The organism is Piscinibacter sp. PDB5-1, assembly GCF_056676035.1.
Map to the genome: position 1 here is coordinate 647,479 of NZ_JBWVZL010000002.1, position 26,175 is coordinate 673,653.

A 26,175-nucleotide genomic window follows, 5' to 3' on the forward strand; every position below is an offset into this window, starting at 1 on the left:
GCCGCCACGGCCTGCGCGTGCTGGGCTTCGAGCTGGCGCCCTTTCGCCCGCGCATCGTCGATGCCTTGCAGGGCTACGACCGGCAGCGCTTCATCGCCGACGCGGGGGCGGGCGTCACGGTGGGCATCGTGGCGCTGCCGCTGGCCATGGCCTTCGCCATCGCCTCGGGCGTGAAGCCCGAGCAGGGCATCTTCACGGCCATCATCGCGGGCTTCCTGATTTCGGCCCTGGGGGGCTCGTCGGTGCAGATCGGCGGGCCGGCCGGCGCCTTCATCGTGATCGTCTACGGCATCGTGCAGCGCTACGGGCTCACCAACCTGCTGATCTCAACCGTGCTCGCCGGCATGCTGCTGTTCGCCATGGGCGCGCTCAAGCTGGGGGCGCTGGTGCGCTACATCCCGGTCAGCATCATCATCGGCTTCACCAACGGCATCGCGGTGCTGATCGGCCTGTCGCAGGTGAAAGACTGGCTGGGGCTGTCGATCGACAGGATGCCGGCCGACTTCTTCTCGCAGCTGCACGCCATCGGCACGCACCTCGACAGCTTCAACCCCTTCGCGTTCGCGCTGGGCACGGTGTGCGTGCTGTTTCTCTTCTTGTGGCCCAAGCTGTTTGCGAGCGGCTCGCCGCTGCCGCGCCCCATGCTCGAAGGCCGCACCGTGCGCTTCGCGGCGCGGGTGCCGGGGCCCATCGTCGCGCTGACGCTGCTGACGGGGGTCGCCGCGGGGTTGCAGTTGCCGGTCGAGACAATCGGCTCGCGCTTCGGGGGCATACCGCAAGGGCTGCCGCAGCTCGCGCTGCCGGCCTTCAGCTGGGCCAGCGCGCAGCAGCTGGTGGTGCCCACGCTGACCATCGCGCTGCTGGGCGCCATCGAGTCGCTGCTGTGCGCGCGCATCGCCGACAACCTGATCACGCAGCCCCGCCACGACCCCAACCAGGAGCTGATGGCGCAAGGCGTCGCCAACATCGTCACGCCGCTGTTCGGCGGTCTGCCGGCCACCGGCACCATCGCGCGCACGGTGACCAACGTGCGCGCAGGGGCCACCAGCCCCATCGCCGGCATCGTGCATGCGGCCACTCTGCTGCTGGTGATCCTCATCGCCGCGCCGCTGGCCGCGCACGTGCCGCTGGCGGCGCTGGCGGGCATCTTGCTCTTCGTGGCGTGGAACATGGGCGAATGGCACGAGTTCGCGCGGCTGCGCCACTTCAGCGCGCAGTACCGCACCATCCTGCTCGGCACCTTTGCGCTGACCGTGGTGTTCGACCTGACGGTCGCGGTGCAGGTCGGCCTGGTGCTGGCCTGCGTGTTCTTCATCTACCGCATGGGCACGCTGTTTCGCGTCGAGCCCATGGGCGAACAGCCACCGGGCGTGGCCGTGTATCGGCTCTACGGCGCGCTGTTCTTCGGCGCGGTCGGCAAGGTCGAGGCGGTGGGCGAATCGCTGCCGGCGGGCACGCACGCGGTGGTGTTCGAGATGCACCGCCTGGTGTCGATGGACTCGTCGGGCCTCGACGCCTTGCAACAGTTGCACCGCGTGCTCGCGCGGCGCGGCATCGCGCTGTGGCTGTGCGACCTGAACGCGCAACCGCGCGACCTGCTGCACCGGGCCGGGTTCGACGCGGTGCTGGGCGATGAACACATCGCCGCCGACCTGCCGGCGGCGCTGGCGGCGATCAGCACCCCGCCGCCGGCGGTCGCGTCAAACCAGCTGTGACTCGCCCCGCGTTTGCGTGACGACGCCCTTCTCGACCCGCAACGCGCCTTCGACCAGCCAGCGCACCGCACGCGGGTACATCACGTGCTCGCGCGCCAGCACGCGGTCCGACAAGGCCGCCTCGGTGTCGTCGGCCAAGACCGGCACCATGGCCTGGGCAATGATCGGCCCGTGGTCGAGTTCGGCGGTGACGAAGTGCACCGTCGCCCCCGCCAGCTTGCAGCCCGCCTCGATGGCACGCCGGTGCGTGTGCAGGCCGGTGAAGGCCGGCAGCAGCGAGGGGTGCACGTTGACCAGCCGCCCTTCGTAGCGCTGCACGAAACCCGGCGTGAGGATGCGCATGAAGCCCGCCAGCACCAGCGCATCGGGCGCGAAGCCGTCGATCACGCGGGCCAGTTCGGCGTCGAAGCTCTCGCGGTCGGGGTAGGCCTTGTGATCGACCACGGCGGTGGCGATGCCGCGCGCCTGGGCAAATGACAAACCGGCCGCGTCGGGCCGGTTGCTGACGACCGCCGCGATGCGCGCCGGCCAGCCTTCTTGGGCACAGGCCTGGACGATGGCTTCCATGTTGGAGCCACGGCCCGAAATCAAGATCACGATGCTCTTCATCGGCCGGCAGTGTAGCGACGGGGCTTTGCACCCCCTCCTACAATCCCGGCCTCTCTTTTGAAGGCTCGCTGCGCTGCCATGACCGAACGCGTCCTCACCGGCATCACCACCACCGGCACCCCGCACCTGGGCAATTACGTCGGGGCGATCCGCCCGGCGATCCGGGCCAGCCAGGCCGCCGGCGTCGAGAGCTTCTTCTTTCTCGCCGACTACCACGCGCTCATCAAGTGCGACGACCCCGACCGCATCGAGCGCTCGCGGCTCGAGATCGCCGCCACCTGGCTGGCCGCCGGGCTCGACACGGGCCGCGTCACCTTCTATCGGCAGAGCGACATTCCCGAGACGCCTGAGCTGACCTGGCTGCTGACCTGCGTCACCGCCAAGGGCCAGATGAACCGCGCGCACGCCTACAAGGCCGCGACCGACGCCAACCTCGCCGCCGGTGAAGACATCGACGCCAACGTGACCATGGGGCTGTACAGCTACCCCATCCTGATGGCGGCCGACATCTTGCTGTTCAACGCGCACCGCGTGCCCGTGGGCCGCGACCAGGTGCAGCACATCGAGATGGCGCGCGACGTCGCCCAGCGCTTCAACCACCTGTTCGGCAAAGGCCGCGAGCTGTTCGTGCTGCCCAACGCCGAGATCGAAGAAGAGGTCGCCACGCTGCCGGGGCTCGACGGCCGCAAGATGTCGAAGAGCTACGACAACACCGTGCCGCTGTTCGAGGGCGGCCCCAAGGCACTGAAAGACGCGGTGGCCCGCATCATCACCGACTCGCGCCTGCCCGGCGAGCCGAAAGACCCCGACAGCTCTTCGCTCGTCACCATCTTCGACGCCTTCGCCACGCCCGAGCAGCGCGTCGAAATGCGCGCCGACCTGCGCGGCGGCCTGGGCTGGGGCGAGGCCAAGCAGCGCGTGGTGGCGCAGATCGAATCGCAGATCGGCCCGATGCGCGCCGCCTACGTCGAGTTGATGGCCCACCCCGAACGCGTCGAAGAACGCCTGATGGACGGCGCCGCCAAGGCCCGCGCCGTGGCCGCGCCGCTGATGCGCGACGTGCGCCAGGCGGTCGGCCTGCGCACCATGGTGGCCGTGCCGCGCAGCACGAAGCACGAAGCCGCCGCCAAGGCCGCGCTGCCGGTCTTCAAGCAATACCGCGAGGCCGACGGCTTTCACTTCAAGCTCACCGACGCGCACGGCGCGCTGCTGCTGCAAGGCGGCCCGTTCGCCGAAGGCCGCGAGGCGGGCCAGTTGGTGAAGCGCCTCGAAGCCGAGGGCCTGTCGGCGCTGCAAGGCGTGGCCGTGCACAAGGCGGCGCCCGATGGCGACATCGCCTCGGCGCTGGCCGCGCTCGCGCAGGCTCGGCAGGCCAAGGCCGCGGCGGCCTCCTCTTGATGCCGTCACCGACCCCAACCGCGGCACCGCGCATGGCCGGCATCCACATCACCGACATCGAATCCGCCATCAACTGGTGGCGCGAGCGGCAGCCCTCGCCCGATGGCATCACCGCCTGCAAAGAGGTGCTGGCGCTGGCCGAGGTGTACGCGCTGATGGTCTATTACCACGAGGACGAGTGCGACGAAGCCAGCATGCCCCCGAAGGCGCGCAGCGCCTGGCTGGCCTGGTACGCGACCACGCCCGACGCCCCGTGCATCGCCATCTGCTCGACCAGCCAGGGCGATGAAATTTGCAAAGGCTGCGGCCGCACCTTCGACGAGGTGCAGCACTGGCCCGAGATGAGCCCCGGTGAGAAGCGCGCCACCTGGCGGCGCATCACGATGGACGGCACGGCCTGGCGCTTCAACCGCTACGCCGAACGCGCCACGGCCGGCGGCCAGCCCGCCGTGGCCACCGACGCCGGCCCTGAGGGCGGCGCGCCCGAGGCCCCACCCGCGTGACGCCGGCGCCCGGCCTGCTGCACAGCGCCGGCCGCATCCTGCCCCTGGCCTGGCCGGTGTTCGTGGGCCAGGTCGCGGTGCTCGCCTTCGGCACCGTGGACACGGTCTTCGTCGCACGGCACGCCGCCGCCGACCTGGCGGCCTTCGCCATCGGCGCGGCGGTCTACATCACCGTCTTCATCGGCCTGATGGGCGTGGTGCTGGCGGTCGGCCCGATCGCCGGGCAGTTGTTCGGGGCGCGCAAGCTGCGCGAGGCCGGCGCGCAGTTGCACCAGGGGGTGTGGCTGGCGCTGGGCCTGTCGGTGCTGGGCTGCGCCCTGTTGCTGCTGCCCGAACCCTTCTTCGCCGTGGCGCGGCCGCCCGAGGCCATCGAGGCCAAGGTGCGCGACTACCTCGGCTGGCTCGCGCTGGCCTTGCCGGCGGCGCTGGTGTTCACGGCGTTTCGCGGCTTCAACGTGGCGGTCTCGCGCCCCAAGGCGGTGATGGCCTTGCAGCTCGGCGCGCTGGCGCTGAAGGTGCCGCTGAGCGCGTTGTTCGTCTTCGGTGCCGAGGCCGGCCCGCTGCAGCTGCCGGCGATGGGCGCGCCCGGCTGCGGCCTGGCCACGGCGGTGGCGATGTGGCTGCAGCTCGTCGCCGCGTGGTGGCTGCTGCGCCGCGATGCGTTCTATGCGCCGTTCGCCATCTCGGCGACGCGGCTGGCCCGGCCGCACGCAGCGAGCCTGCGCCGCCTGCTGCGCCTGGGCGTTCCCATGGGCTCGTCGATCCTGGTCGAGGTGACCGGCTTCACCTTCATGGCCTTCTTCATCGCGCGCATCGGCACGACCGAGGTCGCCGGCCACCAGCTCGCGGCCAACCTCGTGTCGCTGCTGTACATGATGCCCATGGCCTGGGCCAACGCCACCAGCACGCTGGTTGCGCAAAGCCTGGGCGCGGGCGACCTGCGCGATGCCCGCCGCCTGGGCTGGCACGGCCTGCAGGGCGGCATGGCGGTGGCGGGCGCGCTCGGGCTGGCGGTGTACGCCGGGCGCGAGGCGGTCTTGCGCGCCTACACCGGCGACGCCGTGGTGCTGGCTGCCGCCCTGCCCCTGCTGACCTGGGTGGCGCTGTTTCACTTGGGCGACGCGACCCAGGCCGTGGCCGGCTTCGTGATGCGGGCCTACCACGTGGCCACCGCGCCGCTGGTCATCTACACGCTGGCGATCTGGGGCGTGGGCCTGGGCGGGGGTTACCTGCTCGCCTTCGACGTGCTGGGCGGCACGCCGGCCTCGCTGCGTGGGGCGCCGGGCTTCTGGGTCGCGGCCACCGTCGGCGTGGGCACGGCCGCCCTCGGCCTGGTGGGGCTGATGGCCTGGGTGGTGAAGACCAAGACGCGCGGGCACTGACAGCCCGGGCGCACGACACCGTCTCAACCGAGGAAGTAGCCCACCCCGCGCATGTTGCGAATGAAGTCGGCACCGAGCTTGCGCCGCAGCTGGTGCACGTACACCGACACCGCGTTGCTCTCGATCTCGTCGCCCCAGCCGTAGAGCTTGTCTTCGAGCTGCGCGCGCGACAGGATGGCCCCGGGCCGCTGCATCAGCGCTTCGAGGAGGGCCAGCTCGCGCGCCGACAGCAGCACCGGCTCGCCGTCTTTCGTGACCTGCCGGGTGGACGGGTCGAGCCGCACGCCGCCGTGTTCGAGCACCGGGGCCGAGCGGCCGGCGTGCCGGCGCAGCACGGCGCGGATGCGCGCGTTCAGCTCGTCCAGCTCGAAGGGCTTGGTGAGGTAGTCGTCGGCCCCGGCGTCGAGCCCAGCGACACGGTCGCTGACGCCGTCTCGCGCAGTCAGCACGATCACCGGCGTGGCGTCTTGCCGGGCCCGCATCGCGCGCAGCACCTGCAGGCCGTCGCCCTGCGGCAGGCCGAGGTCGAGCAGGACCAGGTCGAAGCGCTCGGCCGCCAGCGAGGCCGTGGCCGCCAGCACGTCGTGCACCCAATCGACGGCGTGGCCTTCGAGGCGCAGCGCACCACGCAGGCCCTCGCCGATCATGCGGTCGTCTTCAACGAGCAGCACGCGCATCGCGCCGATCACCCCAGCAATCAGCCGCCCACCAGCCCGTTGCGAATGGCGTAGACCGTGAGTTCGGAGTTGTTCGACAGGCCCAGCTTCTCAAGGACCCGGGCGCGGTAGACGCTGACCGTCTTGGGGCTGAGCGTCAGCTCTTCGGCGATGTCGGACAGCCGTTTGCCCGAGGCGATGAGCACCAGCGTCTGCAACTCGCGGTCGGACAGCTTCTCGTGCGCGACCTCGCTGCTCGGCGTGGTGAGGCTCTCGACCAGCATCTGCGCGATCTCGGGCGTGACGTACTTGCGGCCCTGGCCGACGGTGCGCACCGCCTGCACGATGAGCGCCGGGTCGCCGCCCTTGTTGACGTAGCCGAAGGCGCCGGCCCGCAGCGCGCGGATCGCGTACTGGTCTTCGGGGTACATCGAGACGACCAGCACCTTCATGGTCGTGCCTTCGTCTTTCAGCACGTGCAGCACGTCGAGGCCGCTGCGCCCGGGCATGTTGATGTCGAGCACCAGCACGTCGGCCTCACCGACCGCGCGCAACAGGGCGCGCAGCTCGCCGTAGTCGCCCGCCTCGCCGATGACCTCGATGTCGGGGGCATCGCACAAGGTGTCGCGGATGCCCCGGCGGATGAGGGCGTGGTCGTCGCAAAGAATGACTTTGATCATGGCTGTGTGAGGTGGGGCCTGTGAACACCGCGCTGACCGGGGGTCAGGATCATAGGTCGCCCCACGACGTGGGGTCGTAGGGATCGGTCAAATCAGGGGAATCGCCGTCTTCGTTGTCGCTTTGCAGCGGCACCGACAGGATCAGCGTCGTGCCGCTGGAGGTGCTGGAGAGGTCCACCCAGCCCCCCACCGTTCCCGCACGTTCGTGCAAACCGCGAATGCCGAACGACCGCGCCTTCGACAGGTCGTCGGGGTTCAGGCCGCGGCCGTTGTCGCTGATCTCGAGCGACAGCGTGCCCCCGGCCAGCGACAGGTCGATGTGCACGCGGGTGGCGTGCGCATGCTTGGACACGTTGGTCAGCGCCTCTTGCGCCGTGCGGTAGGCCACCAGCGGCACCCCGACGGGCAACTGCAGCTGGTCGTGCCGGCAGCGGAACTCGCACACGATGCCGGTGCGCTTCTCGAAGCGGGTGGCCATCCACTGCAGCGCGGCCACCAGCCCCTGTTCGAGGATGGCCGGGCGCAGGTTGTGCATGATCCGCTGGCTGGCCTCGATGGCGTAGGTGACGGTCTCGAGCGCCGACTGCACCCGCTGCACCACCTCGGGCGAGGCCGAGTGGCGCGAGATCCAGGCCAGGTCGAACTTCAGCGCGGTCAGCGAGCCGCCCACGTCGTCGTGAATTTCTCGCGCAATGGCCGCACGCTCGGCCTCGACGCTGGTTTGCAGATGTTGTGCCAATTCCTGCACACGTCGCTTCGATTCGGCGAGCTGCAGGTCGGCGCGTTGCTTGGCGAGCTGCGTCTGGTACGCCTCGACCGCGTGCAGCATGGCCGGCACCAGGCGGTTCAGGTTGTTCTTGAGCAGGTAGTCGCTGGCGCCATTGCGCATGGCCTCGACGGCCGTGTCTTCGCCGATTTCTCCTGAGAGAAGGATGAACGGCAGCATGCGTCCGCTGGCCTTCAGGATGTCGAGCGCGGCCAGGCCCGAGAAGCCCGGCAGGTTGTAGTCCGACAGGATCACGTGCCAGCGCTGCCCCGGTGCAATGGCCGCCCGGAACTCGGCTTCCGACTCGATGCGGACCGCATCAACGTCCAATCCTCCACGTTTCATGTGGGCCAAAGTGAGCTGGTGGTCCAGTTCCGAGTCCTCAAGATGCAGGACGCGCAGCCGATATTCGCCGTGGGGAGAGGACATCCGCGCAGTATGCCGCGCCGCCTTCGACCCGGGAGCCGGTCGCTCGAATTGGACGGGCTTTCGCCACGTGATCGCGCCAATGGCGCCGAGCGTGATCCCGAGAATTGAGACCGCCGAGATGCCGCGTGCAGCACCCGTTGGGGCCGCCCGGGCCGACCCAAGTGGAGCGTAGAGCCGATGAACACTGCTGATGCCGACAGCGATCCGTCCGCCTCGGGCTCATCCATGCCCCTGGCCGCCGCCGCCGATCTTCAGGACCACCTGATGACCGCGAGCATGGACCTCGATCGCCTCCAGACGCTGCTGGCCGATGCCTGCGACACGCTGATGCAGCGCTTCTACGGCGCCTCGGAACAAATTCGCATTCTTCGCGCCCAGCACCCTGCGGGCAGCCCCGAGGGCGACGAAGTGATCGAGAACGTGATGCAGAACCTGGGGGGCGCGGTGGTCGCGCTGCAGTTCCAGGACATGGCCTCGCAGCTCATCCACCACACGCACAAGCGCTTGCGCAGCTGCGTCGATCGCCTGGCCCGCGAGGCCTTCGCCGACGACGAAGACGGCGAGAGCGTGATCGAAGAGGCGCCGCTGCGCCCCAACCCCGTCACGCAGGCCGAGATGGACGTGGGTTCCATCGAGCTGTTCTGAGCCCCCCGCCGATCCGACCGCTCAAGACCGAGCCGCCCTGACCGAAATCCCCCCTCGAGATATCCCGGAGAAAGCCATGCATTCAATCCTCGCGGTAGACGATTCCGCCTCCATGCGCCAGATGGTGTCCTTCACCCTCAAGAGCGCGGGCTACAACGTCGTCGAAGCCGTCGATGGCCAGGACGCCTGGGAAAAGGCCGGCAGCCGGGACTTCGACCTGGTGCTCACCGACCAGAACATGCCGCGCATGGACGGCATCAGCCTTACCAAGAAGCTGCGCGACAACCCCAAGTTCAAGAGCACGCCGATCCTGATCCTGACCACCGAGTCGAGCGACCAGATGAAGCAGGCCGGCCGCAGCGCCGGGGCCACGGGCTGGCTGGTCAAGCCGTTCGACCCGGCCAAGCTGCTCGAAGTGATCAAGAAAGTCGTCCGCTGACGCCTCGCCCTTGACGCCTCCACGACAACGACTACACGACTCTGCAGGAGCACCTCATGGGTGAGATGGCCTCGGAAGGCTCTCAACTGAGCGCAGGCATTGACCTGAGCCAGTTCTATCAAGTCTTCTTCGAAGAAGCGGGCGAAAACCTCGACCGCATGGAAAAGCTGCTGCTCGACCTCGACATCGAGGCTGCCGACGACGAGGAGCTGAACGCCATCTTCCGTTGCGCGCACTCCATCAAGGGCGGCGCCGCCACCTTCGGCTTCGCCGACGTGGCTGAGCTGACGCACCAGATGGAAACGCTGCTCGACAAGCTGCGCCGCCACGAGCTGACGCCCACGTCGAGCATGGTGGACGTGCTGCTGCAGTCGGGCGACGCGCTGCGCGCCCAGCTTGCGCGCCACCAGACCGGCGGCGGCGACGTGCTCGACACCACCGAGCTGCTGTTCAACATCCGCGCCCTGGTCGCCGGCGAAGCCCCGATGGTGGCCTCGCCCGCCGCCGTGCCCGTGGCCGCCCCGGTCGCCGCCCCCGTGGCCGCGCCGGCACCGATGGCCAGCAACAAGCCCCAGGCCCGCGTGCTCGAAGTGCGCGTCGGCCCGCTCGACAAACCCGAACAGGCCGACAACCTGATCGACCTGTTCAAAGAGATCACCGACCTCGGCACGATCGAGCCGCTGGACAACGGTGTGGCCGCCGACGGCATGCGCCGCTTCAAGGTCTGCACCACCAGCGCCGACAGCGACCTGCTGGATCTCTTCACCTTCCACGTCGCCCGCGAGCAAGTCACGCTGGTCGAGATGAGCGAGGGCTACGGCTTCCATGAGGGCGCCCCCGGCGCACCCGAAGCCGCCCCGGCCGAGGCCGGGTACGGCTTCTTCGACGACGCCCCTGGTGCGCCGAACGCCAGCGAAGCCGCCGCCCAGGCGACAGAGCCGAGTGTCGACGCCGCCGCCAAGCCCACCACCACCAAGCCGGCTGCCAAGGCCGACAAGGCCCCGGCCGCTGCGGCCGTCGAGGCCTCGACGCTGCGCGTGTCGGTCGAAAAGGTCGACCAGCTCATCAACCTCGTCGGCGAACTCGTCATCACCCAGGCCATGCTGGCGCAGAACAGTCGCCACCTCGACCCGGCGCTGTACCAGCAGCTCGCCTCGGGCCTGGCCGACCTGGACCGCAACACCCGCGACCTGCAAGAGTCGGTGATGTCGATCCGGATGATTCCGATGTCGATGGTGTTCAACCGCTTCCCGCGCATGTTGCGCGACCTGGCGGCACGCCTGGGCAAGAAGGTCGATTTCGTCACCATGGGCGAAGCCACCGAACTCGACAAGGGCCTGGTCGAGAAGATCACCGACCCGCTGACCCACCTGGTGCGCAACAGCTGCGACCACGGCATCGAGCTGCCCGCCGACCGCGTGGCCAAGGGCAAGCCCGAGACCGGCACCATCACGCTCTCCGCCTCGCACCAGGGCGGCAGCATCGTCATCGAAGTGCGCGACGATGGCCGCGGCCTGTCGCGCGAGAAGCTGCTGCGCAAGGCCAAGGAGCGCGACCTGCCCGGCGTGCACGACGGCATGAGCGACCAGGAGGTCTGGGCGCTAATCTTCGCGCCGGGCTTCAGCACCGCCGACGAAGTGACCGACGTGTCCGGCCGCGGTGTCGGCATGGACGTGGTCAAGAAGAACATCACCGCACTCGGCGGCACGGTCGAGATCGACTCGGCCGAGGGCTACGGCATGCGCGTCTCGGTGCGCCTGCCGCTGACGCTGGCCATCATGGATGGCATGAGCGTCGGTGTGGGCGAAGAGGTCTACATCCTGCCGCTGTCGTCGGTGGTCGAGTCCTTCCAGGTGCAGCCCGACACCGTCAAGACCGTCGGCCACAGCGGCCGCGTCGTGAAGGTGCGTGACGAGTACATGCCGGTGCTCGAACTGGAGCGCGTGTTCGACGTGCCCCGCTTCGACTTCGAGCACGTCAGCGGCATCATGGTCGTCGTCGAAGCCGAAGGCGGCCGCGTCGCCCTGCTGGTGGACGAGTTGCTCGGCCAGCAGCAAGTCGTGGTGAAGAACCTCGAAGCCAACTACCGCAAGGTCAACGACGTGTCGGGCGCCACCATCATGGGCGACGGCCGCGTGGCGCTGATCCTGGACACGGGCAGCCTGGTGCGTCGCTCGCGCCACTGAGATCTACGCACGGGCGCCATCGGCGATGGCCCGCGCCCTCATCACCCAGGGCGGCACGGGACACCCGTCGCCGCCCTTCTTCTTGGGCGCACGATGAAATTCCTCACCTGGGACCGCCTCTCGCACAAGCTGCTGCTGCCCATCCTGCTGGCCAGCCTGCTCATCGGCGGCACCTGCCTGGCCTTGCTCTCGCATGCGCGCAAGAACGCGGTCGAGCAGGCCGGCCTCACCACCGGCGCGGCGGTCGCCAACCAGGTGGTCACGCTGCGCAACTTCTACACCGCCGAGATCGCCACCCGCGCCAAGAAGGCCGGCATGCAGCTCGGCTTCGACTTCACCGAGAAGGATGGCACCCTGCCGCTGCCGGCCACGCTGGTGAAGGCGCTAGGCGAGAGCATCGCCCGCGAGCACCCGGGCAGCGACGTGCGCCTGCTGTCGAACCACCCGTTCCCGCACCGCGCCGCCACGGCGAAGCTGGACGACTTCCAGGCCGCGGCGCTGGCCGCGCTGACGCGCGACCCCGGCACGCCGATCCACCGCGTCGAGACCCTCGATGGCCGGCTGTCGATGCGCTATGCCGTGGCCGACGTGATGAAGGAAGGCTGCGTGGCCTGCCACAACAGCCATGCGATGTCGCCCAAGAAAGACTGGAAGGTCGGCGAGGTGCGCGGCATGGTCGAGGTGGTCGTGCCCATCGACAAAGCGGACCAGAGCATCGCCCAAGCCGTCGCCCTCGTGAGCGGCGTGCTCTTGCTGGGCTTCGGCCTCATCGGCCTGACCGTGCACCTGGTGGCGCGCCGCGTGGTGATCCGTCCGATCGCCGGGGCCGCTGCCGCCATGCAGCGCGTCGCGGCCGGCGACCTCACGGTGCGCATCGACGCGCGGGGCTCGGACGAAGTCGGCCGCATGCTGGCCACCACGTCTGACATGGTGGACAAGCTGCGCGCGCTCGTGAGCCAGGTGCGCGATGCCTCGTCGAGCATCGAGCAGGCCAGCACCGAGATCGCCTCGGGCAACCAGGACCTGAGCGCCCGCACCGAGCAGGCCGCCAGCAACCTGCAAGAGACCGCGTCGGCGATGGAGCAGTTCACCGGCACCATCAACCAGACGGCCGACTCGGCACGCCAGGCCGACCAGTTGGCCACCTCGGCGGCCGAAGTGGCGGCGCGGGGCGGCGAGGTCGTCGCGCAGGTGGTCTCGACCATGAACGACATCACCGCCAGCTCGAAGAAGATCGCCGACATCACCGGCGTGATCGATGGCATCGCCTTCCAGACCAACATCCTCGCGCTGAACGCGGCCGTCGAGGCGGCCCGCGCCGGCGAGCAGGGCCGCGGCTTCGCGGTCGTGGCCAGCGAGGTGCGTTCGCTCGCCCAGCGCAGCGCGCAGGCGGCCAAAGAGATCAAGCAGCTCATCGGCGCGAGCGTCGAGCGGGTCGAGGGCGGTTCGCGCCTGGTGGCCGATGCCGGCCAGACCATGACCGAGATCGTCGGCAGCGTGCAACGCGTTACCGACATCATTGGCGAGATCACCGCCGCGTCCACCGAGCAGTCCGACGGCATCGGCCAGGTCAACACCTCGGTGGTGCAACTCGACCAGATGACGCAGCAGAACGCCGCGCTGGTCGAGCAAAGCGCCGCCGCCGCCGAAAGCCTGAAGCACCAGGCCCAGCGACTGACGCAGGTCGTCGGCACCTTCCGCCTCTGACTCTTCTGTCGGGTTGAACCCGGCACCGCCGGCGACGGTGGGCTGCTGCGGCGCCCGCGTGAGCGCTCTCGCGCGCCAGAACTGGCAGGCATTCGGCCCTTTTCTGTGCACACAGAGACCTGCGTCAGTCCGAAGAATCGAGGGAGGGCTACAGCACACCGGGTTTACGCCGATATGCCCCGAGATGCACCGGTTGGCGGTGCGCCCGTCAACCCTGGATGAGGAGTCCCTCCATGCCGAAGTTCCTGACCCGCCCTGCCCTGCTGACCGCCCTGACGCTGGCCTGTTCGATGGCCCATGCGGCCGAGGGTGGCGCCACGGCCGCCGAAGCCACCGCCATGGTCAAGAAGGGCATCGCCTTCATCAAGGCCAACGGACCGGAGAAGGGCTACGCCGAAATCTCGAGCAAGGCCGGCCAATTCCGCGACCGCGACCTCTACCTCGTGGTCTATGGGCTCGACGGCGTGGTGCATGCCCATGGCGCCAACGAAAAGATGGTCGGCAAGAACCTGATCGAGTTGAAAGACATCGACGGCAAGGCCTTCGTCAAGGAACGTGTCGAGCTGGCCCGCGCCAAGGGCAGCTTCTGGCAGGACTACAAGTTCACCAACCCCGAGAACAAGAAGATCGAGCCCAAGAGCATGTACTGCGAGCGCCTGGAAGAAACCGCCGTGTGTGGCGGCATCTACAAGTAAGCCCGCGTTTGCGCTTTTGTTCGACACGATCACAAGGACGCCTGCATGAAGCTCGGTAGCAAGCTGCTGGCCGCCCCGTTGTTCACGGCCATCGCCGTTCTGGCGGTCGCGGCCTTCAACACGGTGCTGGCCGGTCGCGAGGCCACCAGCAATGAAGCGGTTTTCAAGGCCCAACTCGACAACGTGGGCACCCTGTCGGCGGTGCAGTCGCAGCTGGGTGGCCTGCATGCCGACGCCTACCGAACGGTGGCCGTGATCGGCTCACTGGACGACAAGCAGGTGCAGGCTTTTCGAGACCGGCTCGGCAACGAGCTGAAAGGCGTCAAACGCACCCTCAACGGCCTGGCCGAGGTCGAGGGCGCCGACCCCGGGCTGGTTGAAAGCACGCGGCAGGCCGGTGCCTCGATCGACGCCTACCTGAAGCAGGCCGATTCCGCCATCGACATGGCCTCCGTGGACGCCAACACCGGCGTGGCTGCCATGCAGACGGCCGATGCCACGCACGCGGCGCTGGCCAAGCTGATCGCCACGCAAGCCGCGGGCATGCACGGCCACGCGGACGCGGTTGTCGAAGCCTCGGCCGCTCGCACGCAGCGCAACAACCTGCTGCTGGGCGCCCTGGCCCTGCTGGCCGCCGGCATCGCCGTGGCCCTGTCGGCCGTGATGCAGCGCAAGCTGGTCGCCGAACTCAAGCGCGCTGCGCAGTGCAGCGACGCCGTCGCCTCGGGCAACCTGCGGGTGGACACGCACAGCACGCGCAGCGACGAGGTGGGCGACCTGATGCGCTCGCTCGGGCGCATGGCGACGCAGCTGAACGCGACACTGGGTGAGGTGCTGCGTGCCTCGGACTCGATCGGCGTCGCCTCGACCGAGATTGCCACCGGCAACCAGGACCTGAGCGTGCGCACCGAACAAACCGCGAGCAACCTGCAGATCGCGGCCTCGTCGATGGAGCAACTGACCGGCACCGTGCGCCAGAGCGCCGACTCGGCGCGCCAGGCGAACCAGCTCGCCACCTCGGCCGCGGCCGTGGCCCAGCGCGGTGGCGACGTGGTGTCGCAGGTGGTCTCGACCATGGACGAGATCAACAGCAGCTCGAAGAAGATCGGCGACATCATCGGCGTGATCGATGGCATCGCCTTCCAGACCAACATCCTCGCGCTGAACGCGGCGGTCGAAGCGGCCCGCGCCGGCGAACAGGGCCGCGGTTTCGCGGTCGTCGCCAGCGAGGTGCGTTCGCTGGCCCAGCGCAGCGCGCAGGCCGCGCGCGAGATCAAGGGCCTGATCGGCGCGAGCGTCGAGAAGGTCGAAGGCGGCTCGAAGCTGGTCGCCGATGCCGGCGCCACGATGAGCGAGATCGTCGGCAGCGTGCAGCGTGTGACCGACATCATCGGCGAGATCACCGCTGCTTCCACCGAGCAGTCCGACGGCATCGGCCAGGTCAACACCTCGGTGGTGCAGCTCGACCAGATGACGCAGCAGAACGCCGCGCTGGTCGAACAAAGTGCCGCCGCCGCCGAGAGCCTGAAGGAACAGGCGCAGCGCCTGCGCGCCATCGTCAACAAGTTCCAGCTCGCGGCCTGAGGGCACCGGTCTCGGCAACCGACCCCACGCACGCGCCCACCCGTTTCACCTGTCTGTCTTTAAGTTGTTGGAAGCCCCATGAAGATTCACCACCTGATGCGCCAGTTCAACATCCGCACGCGGATGCTCGGGGCCATCGCCGCCGTGCTCGTGCTGATGGCCGCCGTGGGCGGCGCCGGCCTGTGGGGCCTCACGCGCATGCACTCGCTGGGCGACCAGTACGCCACCAACGTGTCGCGCGACATCGCGGCCGCGACATCACTCGAAGCCTTGAAGACGCAGATTGCCGAAGAGGCCAAGGCTGCCGATGCAGCGCGCCGCAAGGCCTCGGGCCAGGCGATCCTGCTGTTCGTGCTGGCGGGCGGCCTGGCGGTGGCCATCGTGGTGCCGCTCACGCTGGTCAACATGACGAGCATCTGCCGGCCGGTGACGCAGGCGCAGCAGCTCGCCCGCGCCATCACCCAGGGTGACCTCACCCACGACGTGAAGATCGAAGGCCACGACGAGCTGTCGGACCTGATGCGGGCGCTGTCTGAAATGCAGGCCGCGCTGCGCAGCCTGGTCGGCGAGATCCGCAGCTCGACCGAGAGCATTGCCACCGCGTCGAGCGAGATCAACGCCGGCAACCACGACCTGTCGAACCGCACCGAGCAGACGGCGGGCAACCTGCAGCAGGCCGCCTCGTCGATGGAACAACTGACTGGCACCGTGAAGCAGACCGCCGACTCGGCGCGCCAAGCCAACCAGCTCGCCACTTCGGCCGCCGAAGTGGCCGCACGCGGCGGCGACGTGGTCTCGCAGGTGGTCTCGACCATGGACGAGATCAACGCCAGCTCGAAGAAGATCGCCGACATCATCGGCGTGATCGACGGCATCGCCTTCCAGACCAACATCCTCGCGCTGAACGCGGCGGTCGAAGCGGCCCGCGCCGGCGAACAGGGCCGCGGTTTCGCGGTCGTCGCCAGCGAAGTGCGTTCGCTGGCTGGCCGCTCGGCCGAGGCCGCGAAAGAGATCAAGGGCTTGATCGGCGCTTCGGTGGACAAGGTCGAATCGGGCTCGCGCCTGGTGGCCGATGCCGGCGCCACGATGGGCGAGATCGTCAGTTCGGTGCAGCGCGTGACCGACATCATTGGCGAGATCACGGCCGCCGCGTCCGAGCAGTCCGACGGCATCGGCCAGGTGAACGGCTCGGTGATCCAGCTCGACCAGATGACGCAGCAGAACGCCGCGCTGGTCGAACAGAGCGCCGCCGCCGCCGAAAGCCTGAAAGACCAGGCCGGCAAGCTGTCGCAGCTGATCGGCACCTTCCGCCTGCACGCCTGAGCGCGCCAGAACCCCGATTTGCCGTGCATTTCGGCCCATATCCGGGCTTCAGTCACCGCCCGAACGGCCGATAGTGTGACCACCAGGACGCCGAACGAAGGGCGTCCGTCTCCGAGAGGACCTTGACATGGACATGATTCACGAAGCCGCCCACGTTGCCCGGCACGAAGCCGCCCGCGCCGTGGCAGCCCAGTCCGCCAACGAGTTTCTGACCTTCCGCCTGGGGGCCGAGGAATACGGCATCGACATCCTCAAGGTGCAGGAAATCCGCTCCTACGAGGTGCCGACCCGCATCGCGAACGCGCCGTCGTTCGTCAAGGGTGTGGTCAACCTGCGCGGCGTGATCGTGCCGATCGTCGATCTGCGCCTGAAGCTCGGTTGCGAGCTGGCCGAATACAACAGCTTCACCGTGGTGATCGTGCTCAACGTGCGCGGCCGTGTGGTCGGCGCGGTGGTCGATTCGGTGTCGGACGTGCTCGAACTCGCCCGCGACTCGATCAAGCCGGCCCCCGAGATGGCCTCGGCGGTGGACACGACCTTCATCACCGGCATCAGCAGCGTCGGTGAACGCATGCTCATCCTGATGGACATCGAAGCGCTGATGTCGAGCAGCGACATGGGCCTGTTCGACGCGCTCTGAGCGTCACGCCACACTCGCTTTCTTGCACAGGCAGCCCCGCGCGAGGCCGGCGCGGGGGATCGAAGCCACAAGCGCTCCTGCAGCCAGTCAACCGGCCTTCACCGGGGGATACGTTCATGGGCCTGACCCAACTCAAACTCGCGCACCGCCTCTGGGGCGCGATTCTTTTTCTGCTGATCGCGATGCTGGTCGTGGCCGGCCTGACAAGCTGGCATGCACGCACCGTCTCGCAGCGCGCCGCCGCCTCGATCACCTCGGCGCACCATCTGACCGAGAAAGCCATCCTCTGGAAGGGTCTCACCGAGACCGCCGTCACGCGTGGCATGGCCGCGGCCGTCAGCAAAGACCCGGCGGTGGACCAGTTCTTCCGCAAGAACCTCGAAACCGACGGCCCGCGCATCGCCAAGCTGCGCGAAGAAATCGGCAAGTCAGCCAGCACCCCTGAAGACAAGGCCGCGATCACGACCGTCATGGGCCACGGCAAGGTGCTGCTCGCCGCGAGCAAGCGCGCCGGCGACTTGAACAAGGCCGGCGACAACGAAGGCGCAGCCGCTCTCGTGAAGGGCGAGTACGCAGCCTCGGCAGCGGCCTACCTCGCGGCCATCGACGATTTCGTGGCGATCCAGCAGGCCAAGACCGCCCGCGCCCGGGCCGACGCGGCCGCGGCCGAACGCGCCGCCTTTGCCTGGGGCGCCGGTGGGGCCGTGTTCATCATCGTGCTGGGCATGGTCGTCGCGACCGCGCTGGTGCGCTCGATCCGCGCGCCGCTGCACCAGTGCGTCGAAGTAGCGATGGCCATTTCAAAGAACGACCTGACCCGCCGCATTCCGACCGGCCGGCGCGACGAGATCGGCCAGTTGATGAACGCCCTGCAGCAAATGGCCGACTCGCTGGCCCGCGTGGTGGGCCATGTGCGCGCCTCGACCGACAGCATCGGCACCGCCTCGGCCGAAATCGCCGCCGGCAACGCCGACCTGTCGAGCCGCACCGAACAGACCGCTTCGAACCTGCAGCAAACGGCCAGCTCGATGGAGCAGCTGACCGGCACCGTCAAGCACAGCGCCGACGCCGCCCGCCAGGCCAACCAGTTGGCCACCTCGGCGGCCGACGTGGCGCAGCGCGGTGGCTCGGTGGTGTCGCAGGTGGTCTCGACGATGGACGAGATCAACGCCAGCTCGAAGAAGATCGCCGACATCATCGGCGTGATCGACGGCATCGCCTTCCAGACCAACATCCTGGCGCTGAATGCGGCCGTCGAAGCGGCCCGCGCCGGCGAACAGGGCCGCGGCTTCGCGGTCGTGGCGAGCGAGGTGCGTTCGCTCGCCCAGCGCAGCGCGCAGGCGGCCAAAGAAATCAAGGCGCTCATCAACGCCTCGGTCGAGAAGGTCGATTCGGGCTCGCGCCTGGTGACGGAAGCCGGCGACACGATGAACGAGATCGTCAGCTCGGTGCAGCGCGTGACCGACATCATTGGCGAGATCAGCGCCGCCGCTGGCGAGCAGAGCGAGGGCATCGGCCAGATCGGCGGCGCCGTCAACCAGCTCGACCAGATGACCCAACAGAACGCCGCGCTGGTGGAGCAATCGGCCGCCGCGGCCGAGTCGCTGCGTCAGCAGGCGCAGAAGCTCGCCGAGGCCGTGGGCGTGTTCAAGCTGGCTTGACGCCCTGAGGCGGCCCGACCGGTCGCCAGCCCATCAGCGGGCGCAAGCCCCGGTGCCGGCCTGGGCACCGGTGTAAGTCAGGTTGCCCGTGACCGCACCGCCGGGCGAATTGACCGCCACCACGCTCTGGTTCGCGGTCGAAGATGCGGAGAAGCACGCCACGTTGTTGCGCACCACCGCGCCGGTGTCGGCATCGTCGTCCGCATCGGCGCCGCCGCCAACCGCCGCCCCAGCGTGGTAGCCGGTCTGCGAGCGGAAGAAGCGGTTGTTCTCGACCACGATGCCCGGTGCGGCATTGACGCAGACCGAGCAGTTGCCGACGTTCACGATGGTGTTGTTGCGCACCGTGAAGTTGCGAAAGTGCTCGGGCTGGTTGTAGCCCGGGTTGAGCGAGAAGCCGTAGCAGCCCGGGTCGCCGGCGTCCTGCTCGATGAGGTTGCCCTCGATCACCATGCCGTCCATCTGGCCGTGCATCGTGACGTTGCCGCCGATGCACCGCCCGTTGACCACCGAGTTGCGAATGAAGCGGTTGTCGCGCACGGCGTTGTTGCGCCCGCTCGCGTGCTCGGCGGCCCCCGACAGGTAGATCGCGTGATTGAACGCGCTGCCGTTGACGAAGTTGTTGCCTTCGAAAAGGTTGCCCTCGATGGCCGAATCGCTGAGCTGGCCGAGGATGCCCATGCCCCGGTTGCGGCTGATGTCGTTGTTGCGGATGAGCACGTTGCGCACACCGTGCGGCCCGCGCGCCTGCGACTGGATGGCGATGTAGAAGCCGGTCAGCACGGTCGATTCGATCACCACCGAATGCAGGTTGTGGATCAGGAAGAAGGCCGAGGCCGAGCTGCCCTGCCCGTCGAACGTGAGGTTGCGGAAGATGTAGCCCCCGTCGTTCGTGGTGTTGTTGTACTCACCGAACATGATGGCCGCGGCCCCGAGGTTGGGCGCGTTGAAGAGCGGTCGCGCCCCGCTGCCATAGGCGTCGAACACCAGCGGGGTCTGCGCCGAGGCCTGCGCGTTTTCGAGAATCATCATCGGCCAGGTCCAGGCACCACCGCGGGCGAACCACAGCTGCGAACCGGCGGGCAGGCCGTTGACGTTGACACCGCTGAGGTCGCGCTTGGGCGCGGCCTGGGTGCCGGGGTTGCTGTTCTGGCCCGGCACGCAACCCGGAGCGGCGCCGGCCTGGCAATCGCTGAAGTACAGCACCGTCGCACCGGCCGGGGCAGCCGGGGGACTCGGGGCCGGCGTAGGGCCGGCCGAGGGCGGTGGCGGTGAACCCGGGCTGGGGGCCGGGCTGGTGCTGTCCCCCGACCCGCCGCCGCAAGCCGCCACGGCGGCGCACAGGGCGGTGGCGGCGAGCAAGCGCGCAAACGCAGGGGTGGACGACGCGGGGCGCGAAGGCAGTGTTTCGATCGAAGGGTTCGCGCCCGTAGCACGGTGCGGAGCGGCGGTGGGCACGGGGCAAGAAGATGGCATGCAGGTCTCGGCGTTGTGGTTCTTGTGGCAACGGCCCGGACCGATGCGCACGCGGCGCACCCGGTGGTGGCGTGGCCCCCGCCACGTCACGTCACCTCTCCCCCGGACCTCTTCGCCCGATGGAATCACAGACCCCGGCGCTCGGCAACGCAGAGCTGTAACAGCGCGCGCGGGCGTTCAGCCGCTCATCCCCACACCAGCACCGCCACCCCGAGCCCCGCGAACAGCAACGCCGCCACCGTGCGCATCAGCTTCGCGGGCAGGCGTTCGGCCGCGCGGTGGCCGAACAGCACGGCCGGCACGTCGGCGATCAGCATGCCCAGCGTGGTGCCGGCGACCACGGCCAGCATCGCGTCGAAGCGCGCGGCCAGCGCGACGGTGGCGATCTGCGTCTTGTCGCCCATCTCGGCCAGGAAGAACAACACCGCCGTGGTACCGAACACGCCCCAGCGCGAGAAGCGCTCGATGGGCGCGTCGTCTTCGTCGAGTTGGTCGGGCACGAGCATCCACGCGGCCATGGCGAGGAACGACACGCCGAGCACCCAGCGCATCACCTCGGGGCCGAGCAGGCGCGTGACCCACGCGCCCACCAGGCCGGCCAGCAGGTGGTTGAGCACCGTGGCCGCGAAGATGCCCAGCACGATGGGCCAGGGCCGGCGGTAGCGCGCCGCAAGCATCAGCGCGAGCAGCTGGGTTTTGTCACCGATTTCGCCGAGCGCGACGACACCGGTAGAGACGAGAAAGGCTTCCATGATGCAAAGGGGGCGGGACAGCGAGCAACGTCGGCACGGACGCCCTGCCCCACCCTGGGACGGCGTCCGAGCCAACGGTCTCGCCAAGCGGGCCGCGTGCTGCGACCCTGCCGAATGCGCCATGCCCCGCACGTGAGCCACGTGAACGGCAAGTCTGTTGACGCATCCCCGCTTCGGCTTCGATGGGCATCGAACGAGCGGCGGCTACTCCCCGGTGGGAGCGGCGATTGTAGGCAGCCGCGTGGCCACCCGGCGAGCGAATGCCCCGCCGCGCTTGACCTGCGTCAGAGCGCTTGCCGCAAGGTCTCGACCACCGGCTTGCGCAGCACGTCGCGCAAGCCCCACCAGCCGGCGGCGAGTGCGAGCACGGCACCGGCCGCGCTGCCCGCAAGCGGCACCCAGGGCGAGCCGGTCCAGTTGAACTGGAAGGCGTAGCGCGCGAGCGCCCAGCCGACGATCAAGGCGGCCACCGAGGCCAGAAAGCCCGCCAACGCGCCGACGCCCAACAGCTCGGCGCGCTGCACCTGGCCCAGCAGCTTGCTGCTGGCACCGAGCGCACGCATCACCGCGAACTCGCGCTCGCGCGCGCCCCGGGTCGCGCTGACGGCCGCGAACAGCACGACCAACCCGGCCGCGAGCGTGAAGCCGAACAAGAACTCGACCGCGCGCACCACCTGGTCGAGCACACGCTGCACCTCGGCGATCGAGGCCGACACATCGACGTTGGTGATGTTCGGGAAGTCGCGGCTCAGCGTGTTGTCGAAGCCCGGCGCCTCGGGCGCGCGAAAGGCGGCCATGTAGGTCGAGGGCACGTCGGGCATGGCCGCGCTCGGGAACATCACGAAGAAGTTCGCGCGCATCGAGGTCCAGTCCACCTTGCGCAGGTTGGTGATGCGGCCTTCGACGGGCATGCCGGCGATGTCGAAGCGCAGCGTGTCGCCGAGCTTGAGCTTGAGGGTCTCGGCCAGGCCCTCTTCGACGCTGATCGCCCCCGGCTCTTCGGGGACCCAGCGGCCCGCCGTCACGGTGTTGTGGTTCGGCAGCTGCGCGGCGTGGCTGAGGTTGAACTCGCGGTCGAGCAGGCGCTTGGCGCGGTCGTCGGTTTGCTGCTCGGGGCTGGCGGCGCGGCCGTTCACGGCGATCAGGCGGCCGCGGATCATCGGGTACCAGTCGTAGCGCACCACGCCGCCCTCGCGCAGCGCCTTCTGGAAGGCTTCACCCTGATCGGGCTGCACGTTGATGACGAAGCGGTTGGGCGCATCAGGCGGCGTGGCCTGGCGCCAACTCTTGATGAGGTCGGTGCGCAGCAGCACCAGCAGCACCAGCGCGAGCAGGCCCACGCTCAGCGCCGACACCTGCAGCACCGCAAAGGCCGGCCGCGCGGCGATCTGCCGTGTGGCGAGGATCAACCAGCGCGGCGCGCGCGCCTCGGGCACCGCTCGGCGCAGCACCTGCACCGCCAGCCACGACAGCAGCGCGAACACGGCCACCGCAGCCGCGAAGCCGCCCACGGCGATCAGGCCCAGTTGCAGGTCGGCCGACACGGCCAGCAGCAGCGCCGCGAAACCCAGCGCACCGGCCGCCAGCACCGCCAGCGAGGCCGGGCGCAGCGCGCCCACGTCGCGGCGAATGACGCGCAGCGCCGGCACGCTGGCGAGCTGCAGCACGGGCGGCAGGCCGAAGCCCATCAAGAGCGTGAAGCCCACGCCCACGCCGAAGAGCGCCGGCCACACGCTGGGCGGCGGCAGGCTGGTGGCCACCAGCCCGGCCAGCAGCCACACGAAGACGTTGTGCACCAGGTAGCCGATCAACACGCCCGCGGCGCTGGCAATGGCGCCGACCCACGCGAACTCGGCGATGTACTGCCAGGCGATGGTGCGCTGCGACTGCCCCAGCACGCGCAGCATCGCGCAGTCGTCGAGGTGGCGCTCGGCGAAGTCGCGCGCGGCGATGCCCACGGCCACGGCGGCGAGCAGGGCCGCCAGCAGCGCGACGAGGTTCAGGAATTTCTCGGCGCGGTCGAGCGTCTGGCGCATCTCGGGGCGGCCGCTTTCGAGCGACTCGACGCGCACGCCGCGCAGCGATTCGCCCTTGATGCGGGCATCGGCCCCGCGCACGAATTCGCCCACCGCCGCCTCGCGTCCGGTGGGGGCGGCCACGGCGAGCCGATAGGTCACGCGGCTGGCGGGCTGGATGAGCGCGGTGGCCGGCAGGTCGGCCTCGTTGAGCATCACGCGCGGCGCGAAGCTCATGAAGCCGGCGCCGCGGTCGGGCTCGCGCACAATCACGGCCGCGATGCGCAACGTGGCGTCGCCCAGCAGCAGCGGGTCGCCCACGCGCAGCTTGAGCGCGTCGAGCAACGTGGCATCGACCCACACGGTGCCGGCGGCCGGGGCCTCGCTGGACACCCGCTCGCGCGCCCCCGGCGCGTCGGCCAGGCGCAACTGACCGCGCAGTGGGTAACCCGCGCTCACGCCCTTGACGGTGACGAGCCGCGTCGCGCCGCCCTGCGCATCGCTCGCCCGGCCCATGCTCGGAAAGACCGTTGTGGTCGCCGTGCGCAGGCCCAGTCGCCGGGCCTCGTCCACGAAGGCGGCGGGCATGGGCTGGTCGCTCGCCACCAGCGCGTCGCCCCCGAGCAACTGGCTCGCATCGCGCGCGAGGCCGAGGTTGAGGCGGTCGGCGAAGAAGCCCACGGCCGTCAACGCAGCCACCGCGAGCATCACGGCGACGATGAGCAGCCGCAGTTCGCCGGCGCGAAAGTCGCGCAGCATCTGCCGCCACGCCAGGCGCCAGGGCGAGGTCCGCGAAGGCCCCAGGGCCAGGGGCACGGCAGGCGACGACGGAGCAGGCACAGCAGACATGGCAAGGCGCAGGCAGGCACGCAAAAGCGCGTGTGCGCGACCTTACTCCAAGCGCCCCGCCGAGCCGGCCCGTGGGAATAGCGGGGCGCGTTTACCACCTTTCGCGCCGGTACCAGGGCTTACCCCGGGCGGCCCCGTGCATTCATTCACGCGCTTGCCGCCCTGCGAACGGCAAGGCGAGGCCACACTGACTTCAACCTGACGCCGCGCAAGAACGTGGCGCAGGCCGAAGAACATGCCCGCCAGCAAGGCGGCACTCAGGGACACGTCAGACGGGCCATTGCGATGCAGTATTCCCAGCTCGCGACCGTGAAGCACCGGATCAAGCTCGGGTCGCCGATCCCTTTCAACATCCGCAATGCGGACAAGACGCTGCTGCTCGCGCGTGGCCAGGTCATCGAGAACGAAGACCAGCTCGACGCCCTGTTCGAACGCGGCGCCCTCGTGGACGCCGAAGAGCTGAAAGGCGCTCGCCACGAGGTGATGGAGGCGCAGCTCGACCACCTGCCGGGCCTGTGGGGCCGAAGCATCGACCGCGTGGGGCGCACGCTGCGGGCGTCGGTGGTCGAACCCGACCACAACTTCTCGCAGCAGCTCGATGAAGCGGCCAAGCCGGTGCTGGCGCTGGTCGAACGCGACCCCGACCTCGCCATCTTCCAGGTGGTGCGGCAAGAGGTGAAGGGCGCCAACGCCTACGGCGTGTCGCACTCGGTGCACAGCGCCATCGCGAGCTACCTGGTGGCGCACCGGCTGGGCTGGTCCACGACACAGGTCGAGCGCGTGTTCAAGGCCGCGCTGACGATGAACCTCGCCATGCTGGAGTTGCAGACCCGGCTGGCCGCCCAGGTGACACCGCTGACCGCGCAACAGCGCGAGGCCATCCACAGCCACCCGGTGCGCAGCGCCGAGATGCTGAAGTCGTCGGGCATCGACGACACCGAATGGCTCGAAGCCGTGGTGCAGCACCACGAAACCTCGGACGGCGGCGGCTACCCGCACAAGGCCACCTGCATCAGCGAGATGGCCGCGCTGCTGCACCGGGTGGACGTCTACACCGCCAAGCTCAGCGCCCGCGTGACGCGCGGGCCGGTGCCCGCCAACCAGGCCGGGCGCGACCTCTTCATGGCCGACAAGGGCAGCGCCATGACGGCGGCGATCATCAAGGAGTTCGGCGTCTACCCGCCCGGCTGCTTCGTGGCCCTGGCCTCCGGCGAGGTCGGCGTGGTCATCAGCCGCGGCTCGATGGCCAACAGCCCGCTGGTGGCGGCGCTGACCAACCGCAAGGGCGAGCCGCTGATCGAACCGGTGCGGCGCGACACCTCGAACAAAGAGCACGCCATCACGGCCGTGGTCAGCGAAGCCTCGCTGCGCGTGCGGGTGTCACCCGAGAAGCTGGTGGTGCTGGCACACGCGTGAGGCGCAGCGCTCAGCACGGTTCAGCGGCCACCTCACTCGGCGAAGCGCTCCAGCGATTCGCCTGCGATGCGGCAGATGCGCCAGTCGGGCATCACGCTCGCCCCCATCTTTTCGTAGAAGCGGATCGCGTTCTCGTTCCAGTCGAGCACGCTCCACTCGAAGCGCCCGCATTGGCGCTCGGCCGCGAGCCGGCCCACGCGCTTGAGCAAGGCCTCGCCGATGCCCAGGCGCCGGTGCGTCGCCTTGACGTACAGGTCTTCGAGGTACAGCCCCGGCTGGGCCAGGAAGGTCGAGAAGTTGGTGAAAAACAGCGCGAAGGCCACCACCTCGCCGTCGGCGGTGGCGGCCACCATGGCCTCGGCCGCCGGCTTCTCGCCAAAGAGTTGCGGGCGCAGCTTCTCGGGCGTGACCTGCAGCAGGTGGGTGAGTTGCTCGAACTCGGCCAGCTCGCGGATCAACCCGACGATGGGCACCACGTCGCGCAGCTCGGCAAAGCGCAGGGTGAAACCCGGGTCAGTCGGTGCAGGCGGGGCCGGTTCGGCCGAACCGGGGGCAGAAGATGAGTCAGAAGGCGCAGACATGGCGCGCATTCTCACGGTTTGTCGCTGGGCCGACAGCGCGTCCTCACATCGCTCGCTAGGATCGGTTA

22 protein-coding genes are annotated in these 26,175 nt (G+C 69.2%); 14 read left to right on the forward strand and 8 right to left on the reverse strand.

Annotation, left to right across the window (positions count from 1 at the left end):
- Window positions 1-17 precede the first annotated feature (17 nt).
- Window positions 18-1,715, forward strand: coding sequence for a SulP family inorganic anion transporter (locus tag AC1KAT_RS10315; protein ID WP_480326537.1), 1,698 nt, complete (start codon window positions 18-20; stop codon window positions 1,713-1,715).
- Here the strand turns inward: AC1KAT_RS10315 and purN are convergent.
- Window positions 1,701-2,324, reverse strand: coding sequence for a phosphoribosylglycinamide formyltransferase (purN, locus tag AC1KAT_RS10320; protein ID WP_480325473.1), 624 nt, complete (start codon window positions 2,322-2,324; stop codon window positions 1,701-1,703). The two genes, AC1KAT_RS10315 and purN, sit on opposite strands and share 15 nt — an antisense overlap.
- Before the next feature lie 78 nt (window positions 2,325-2,402).
- Between purN and AC1KAT_RS10325 the strand changes: the two genes are divergently transcribed.
- From AC1KAT_RS10325 to AC1KAT_RS10335, 3 genes are read left to right on the forward strand one after another with little or no spacing between them, the layout of a single operon-like run.
- Complete coding sequence (locus tag AC1KAT_RS10325; RefSeq protein WP_480325475.1) at window positions 2,403-3,722, forward strand: tryptophan--tRNA ligase; 1,320 nt, start codon at window positions 2,403-2,405, stop codon at window positions 3,720-3,722.
- 32 nt (window positions 3,723-3,754) lie between these two features.
- Window positions 3,755-4,225: a DUF3717 domain-containing protein gene (locus tag AC1KAT_RS10330; protein ID WP_480325477.1), complete on the forward strand. Its 471-nt coding sequence runs from the start codon at window positions 3,755-3,757 to the stop codon at window positions 4,223-4,225.
- Window positions 4,222-5,607: an MATE family efflux transporter gene (locus AC1KAT_RS10335; protein WP_480325479.1), complete on the forward strand. Its 1,386-nt coding sequence runs from the start codon at window positions 4,222-4,224 to the stop codon at window positions 5,605-5,607. Before AC1KAT_RS10330 ends, AC1KAT_RS10335 begins: the two co-directional genes overlap by 4 nt.
- A 23-nt stretch (window positions 5,608-5,630) precedes the next feature.
- Here the strand turns inward: AC1KAT_RS10335 and AC1KAT_RS10340 are convergent, their stop codons facing one another.
- Genes AC1KAT_RS10340 through AC1KAT_RS10350 form a run of 3 tightly spaced genes read right to left on the reverse strand, consistent with a single transcriptional unit; the run spans window position 5,631 to window position 8,138 of the window.
- Window positions 5,631-6,284 (reverse strand): response regulator, encoded by a 654-nt coding sequence (locus tag AC1KAT_RS10340; protein WP_480325481.1) that lies wholly within the window; start codon window positions 6,282-6,284, stop codon window positions 5,631-5,633.
- Between the two features lie 20 nt (window positions 6,285-6,304).
- Window positions 6,305-6,943, reverse strand: a complete 639-nt coding sequence (locus tag AC1KAT_RS10345) for a response regulator (RefSeq protein ID WP_480325483.1) — start codon at window positions 6,941-6,943, stop codon at window positions 6,305-6,307.
- Window positions 6,944-6,992: 49 nt separating this feature from the next.
- Window positions 6,993-8,138, reverse strand: a complete 1,146-nt coding sequence (locus tag AC1KAT_RS10350) for a hybrid sensor histidine kinase/response regulator (RefSeq protein WP_480325485.1) — start codon at window positions 8,136-8,138, stop codon at window positions 6,993-6,995.
- A gap of 177 nt (window positions 8,139-8,315) precedes the next feature.
- Between AC1KAT_RS10350 and AC1KAT_RS10355 the strand changes: the two genes are divergently transcribed.
- From AC1KAT_RS10355 to AC1KAT_RS10395, 9 genes are all read left to right on the forward strand, one after another.
- Window positions 8,316-8,783: a hypothetical protein gene (locus tag AC1KAT_RS10355; protein WP_480325488.1), complete on the forward strand. Its 468-nt coding sequence runs from the start codon at window positions 8,316-8,318 to the stop codon at window positions 8,781-8,783.
- A gap of 76 nt (window positions 8,784-8,859) precedes the next feature.
- On the forward strand, window positions 8,860-9,222 hold the full coding sequence (locus AC1KAT_RS10360; RefSeq protein ID WP_480325490.1) for a response regulator: 363 nt from the start codon (window positions 8,860-8,862) through the stop codon (window positions 9,220-9,222).
- 56 nt (window positions 9,223-9,278) lie between these two features.
- Window positions 9,279-11,408, forward strand: a complete 2,130-nt coding sequence (locus AC1KAT_RS10365; RefSeq protein ID WP_480325492.1) for a chemotaxis protein CheA — start codon at window positions 9,279-9,281, stop codon at window positions 11,406-11,408.
- Window positions 11,409-11,501: 93 nt separating this feature from the next.
- Window positions 11,502-13,115, forward strand: coding sequence for a methyl-accepting chemotaxis protein (locus AC1KAT_RS10370; RefSeq protein WP_480325494.1), 1,614 nt, complete (start codon window positions 11,502-11,504; stop codon window positions 13,113-13,115).
- 233 nt (window positions 13,116-13,348) lie between these two features.
- Window positions 13,349-13,810 (forward strand): cache domain-containing protein, encoded by a 462-nt coding sequence (locus AC1KAT_RS10375; RefSeq protein ID WP_480325496.1) that lies wholly within the window; start codon window positions 13,349-13,351, stop codon window positions 13,808-13,810.
- 45 nt (window positions 13,811-13,855) lie between these two features.
- Complete coding sequence (locus AC1KAT_RS10380; RefSeq protein ID WP_480325498.1) at window positions 13,856-15,394, forward strand: methyl-accepting chemotaxis protein; 1,539 nt, start codon at window positions 13,856-13,858, stop codon at window positions 15,392-15,394.
- 78 nt (window positions 15,395-15,472) lie between these two features.
- Window positions 15,473-16,717: a methyl-accepting chemotaxis protein gene (locus AC1KAT_RS10385; protein WP_480325500.1), complete on the forward strand. Its 1,245-nt coding sequence runs from the start codon at window positions 15,473-15,475 to the stop codon at window positions 16,715-16,717.
- A 127-nt stretch (window positions 16,718-16,844) separates the two neighbouring features.
- The gene (locus AC1KAT_RS10390; protein WP_480325502.1) at window positions 16,845-17,357 is read left to right on the forward strand and encodes a chemotaxis protein CheW; all 513 of its coding nucleotides are present in this window, start codon (window positions 16,845-16,847) and stop codon (window positions 17,355-17,357) included.
- A gap of 116 nt (window positions 17,358-17,473) precedes the next feature.
- The gene (locus AC1KAT_RS10395; protein ID WP_480325504.1) at window positions 17,474-19,018 is read left to right on the forward strand and encodes a methyl-accepting chemotaxis protein; all 1,545 of its coding nucleotides are present in this window, start codon (window positions 17,474-17,476) and stop codon (window positions 19,016-19,018) included.
- Between the two features lie 33 nt (window positions 19,019-19,051).
- On the opposite strand, the gene AC1KAT_RS10400 is transcribed toward AC1KAT_RS10395, so the two are convergent.
- The 3 genes from AC1KAT_RS10400 to AC1KAT_RS10410 all read right to left on the reverse strand — a co-directional run bounded on the left by AC1KAT_RS10400 (window position 19,052) and on the right by AC1KAT_RS10410 (window position 24,020).
- On the reverse strand, window positions 19,052-20,224 hold the full coding sequence (locus tag AC1KAT_RS10400) for a hypothetical protein (protein WP_480325506.1): 1,173 nt from the start codon (window positions 20,222-20,224) through the stop codon (window positions 19,052-19,054).
- A gap of 455 nt (window positions 20,225-20,679) precedes the next feature.
- The gene (locus tag AC1KAT_RS10405) at window positions 20,680-21,246 is read right to left on the reverse strand and encodes a TMEM165/GDT1 family protein (RefSeq protein WP_480325508.1); all 567 of its coding nucleotides are present in this window, start codon (window positions 21,244-21,246) and stop codon (window positions 20,680-20,682) included.
- Window positions 21,247-21,530: 284 nt separating this feature from the next.
- Complete coding sequence (locus tag AC1KAT_RS10410) at window positions 21,531-24,020, reverse strand: ABC transporter permease (protein ID WP_480326539.1); 2,490 nt, start codon at window positions 24,018-24,020, stop codon at window positions 21,531-21,533.
- Window positions 24,021-24,395: 375 nt separating this feature from the next.
- Here AC1KAT_RS10410 and AC1KAT_RS10415 point away from each other — a divergent pair, with 375 nt between their 5' ends.
- Window positions 24,396-25,526 (forward strand): HD-GYP domain-containing protein, encoded by a 1,131-nt coding sequence (locus tag AC1KAT_RS10415; protein ID WP_480325510.1) that lies wholly within the window; start codon window positions 24,396-24,398, stop codon window positions 25,524-25,526.
- 32 nt (window positions 25,527-25,558) lie between these two features.
- Here AC1KAT_RS10415 and AC1KAT_RS10420 read toward each other — a convergent pair whose 3' ends face one another.
- Window positions 25,559-26,107 carry an N-acetyltransferase family protein gene (locus tag AC1KAT_RS10420; protein ID WP_480325512.1) on the reverse strand — a complete coding sequence of 183 codons (549 nt, stop codon included), beginning with the start codon at window positions 26,105-26,107 and terminating at the stop codon, window positions 25,559-25,561.
- Window positions 26,108-26,175: the final 68 nt, after the last annotated feature.

Bases quoted from the DNA above. Each gene is read 5' to 3' on its own strand.
- purN (WP_480325473.1), bottom strand. From the start codon at position 2,324: ATGAAGAGCATCGTGATCTTGATTTCGGGCCGTGGCTCCAACATGGAA.
- AC1KAT_RS10325 (WP_480325475.1), top strand. From the start codon at position 2,403: ATGACCGAACGCGTCCTCACCGGCATCACCACCACCGGCACCCCGCAC.
- AC1KAT_RS10330 (WP_480325477.1), top strand. From the start codon at position 3,755: ATGGCCGGCATCCACATCACCGACATCGAATCCGCCATCAACTGGTGG.
- AC1KAT_RS10340 (WP_480325481.1), bottom strand. From the start codon at position 6,284: ATGCGCGTGCTGCTCGTTGAAGACGACCGCATGATCGGCGAGGGCCTG.
- AC1KAT_RS10345 (WP_480325483.1), bottom strand. From the start codon at position 6,943: ATGATCAAAGTCATTCTTTGCGACGACCACGCCCTCATCCGCCGGGGC.
- AC1KAT_RS10350 (WP_480325485.1), bottom strand. From the start codon at position 8,138: ATGTCCTCTCCCCACGGCGAATATCGGCTGCGCGTCCTGCATCTTGAG.
- AC1KAT_RS10355 (WP_480325488.1), top strand. From the start codon at position 8,316: ATGAACACTGCTGATGCCGACAGCGATCCGTCCGCCTCGGGCTCATCC.
- AC1KAT_RS10360 (WP_480325490.1), top strand. From the start codon at position 8,860: ATGCATTCAATCCTCGCGGTAGACGATTCCGCCTCCATGCGCCAGATG.
- AC1KAT_RS10365 (WP_480325492.1), top strand. From the start codon at position 9,279: ATGGGTGAGATGGCCTCGGAAGGCTCTCAACTGAGCGCAGGCATTGAC.
- AC1KAT_RS10370 (WP_480325494.1), top strand. From the start codon at position 11,502: ATGAAATTCCTCACCTGGGACCGCCTCTCGCACAAGCTGCTGCTGCCC.
- AC1KAT_RS10375 (WP_480325496.1), top strand. From the start codon at position 13,349: ATGCCGAAGTTCCTGACCCGCCCTGCCCTGCTGACCGCCCTGACGCTG.
- AC1KAT_RS10380 (WP_480325498.1), top strand. From the start codon at position 13,856: ATGAAGCTCGGTAGCAAGCTGCTGGCCGCCCCGTTGTTCACGGCCATC.
- AC1KAT_RS10385 (WP_480325500.1), top strand. From the start codon at position 15,473: ATGAAGATTCACCACCTGATGCGCCAGTTCAACATCCGCACGCGGATG.
- AC1KAT_RS10390 (WP_480325502.1), top strand. From the start codon at position 16,845: ATGGACATGATTCACGAAGCCGCCCACGTTGCCCGGCACGAAGCCGCC.
- AC1KAT_RS10395 (WP_480325504.1), top strand. From the start codon at position 17,474: ATGGGCCTGACCCAACTCAAACTCGCGCACCGCCTCTGGGGCGCGATT.
- AC1KAT_RS10405 (WP_480325508.1), bottom strand. From the start codon at position 21,246: ATGGAAGCCTTTCTCGTCTCTACCGGTGTCGTCGCGCTCGGCGAAATC.
- AC1KAT_RS10410 (WP_480326539.1), bottom strand. From the start codon at position 24,020: ATGCTGCGCGACTTTCGCGCCGGCGAACTGCGGCTGCTCATCGTCGCC.
- AC1KAT_RS10415 (WP_480325510.1), top strand. From the start codon at position 24,396: ATGCAGTATTCCCAGCTCGCGACCGTGAAGCACCGGATCAAGCTCGGG.
- AC1KAT_RS10420 (WP_480325512.1), bottom strand. From the start codon at position 26,107: ATGTCTGCGCCTTCTGACTCATCTTCTGCCCCCGGTTCGGCCGAACCG.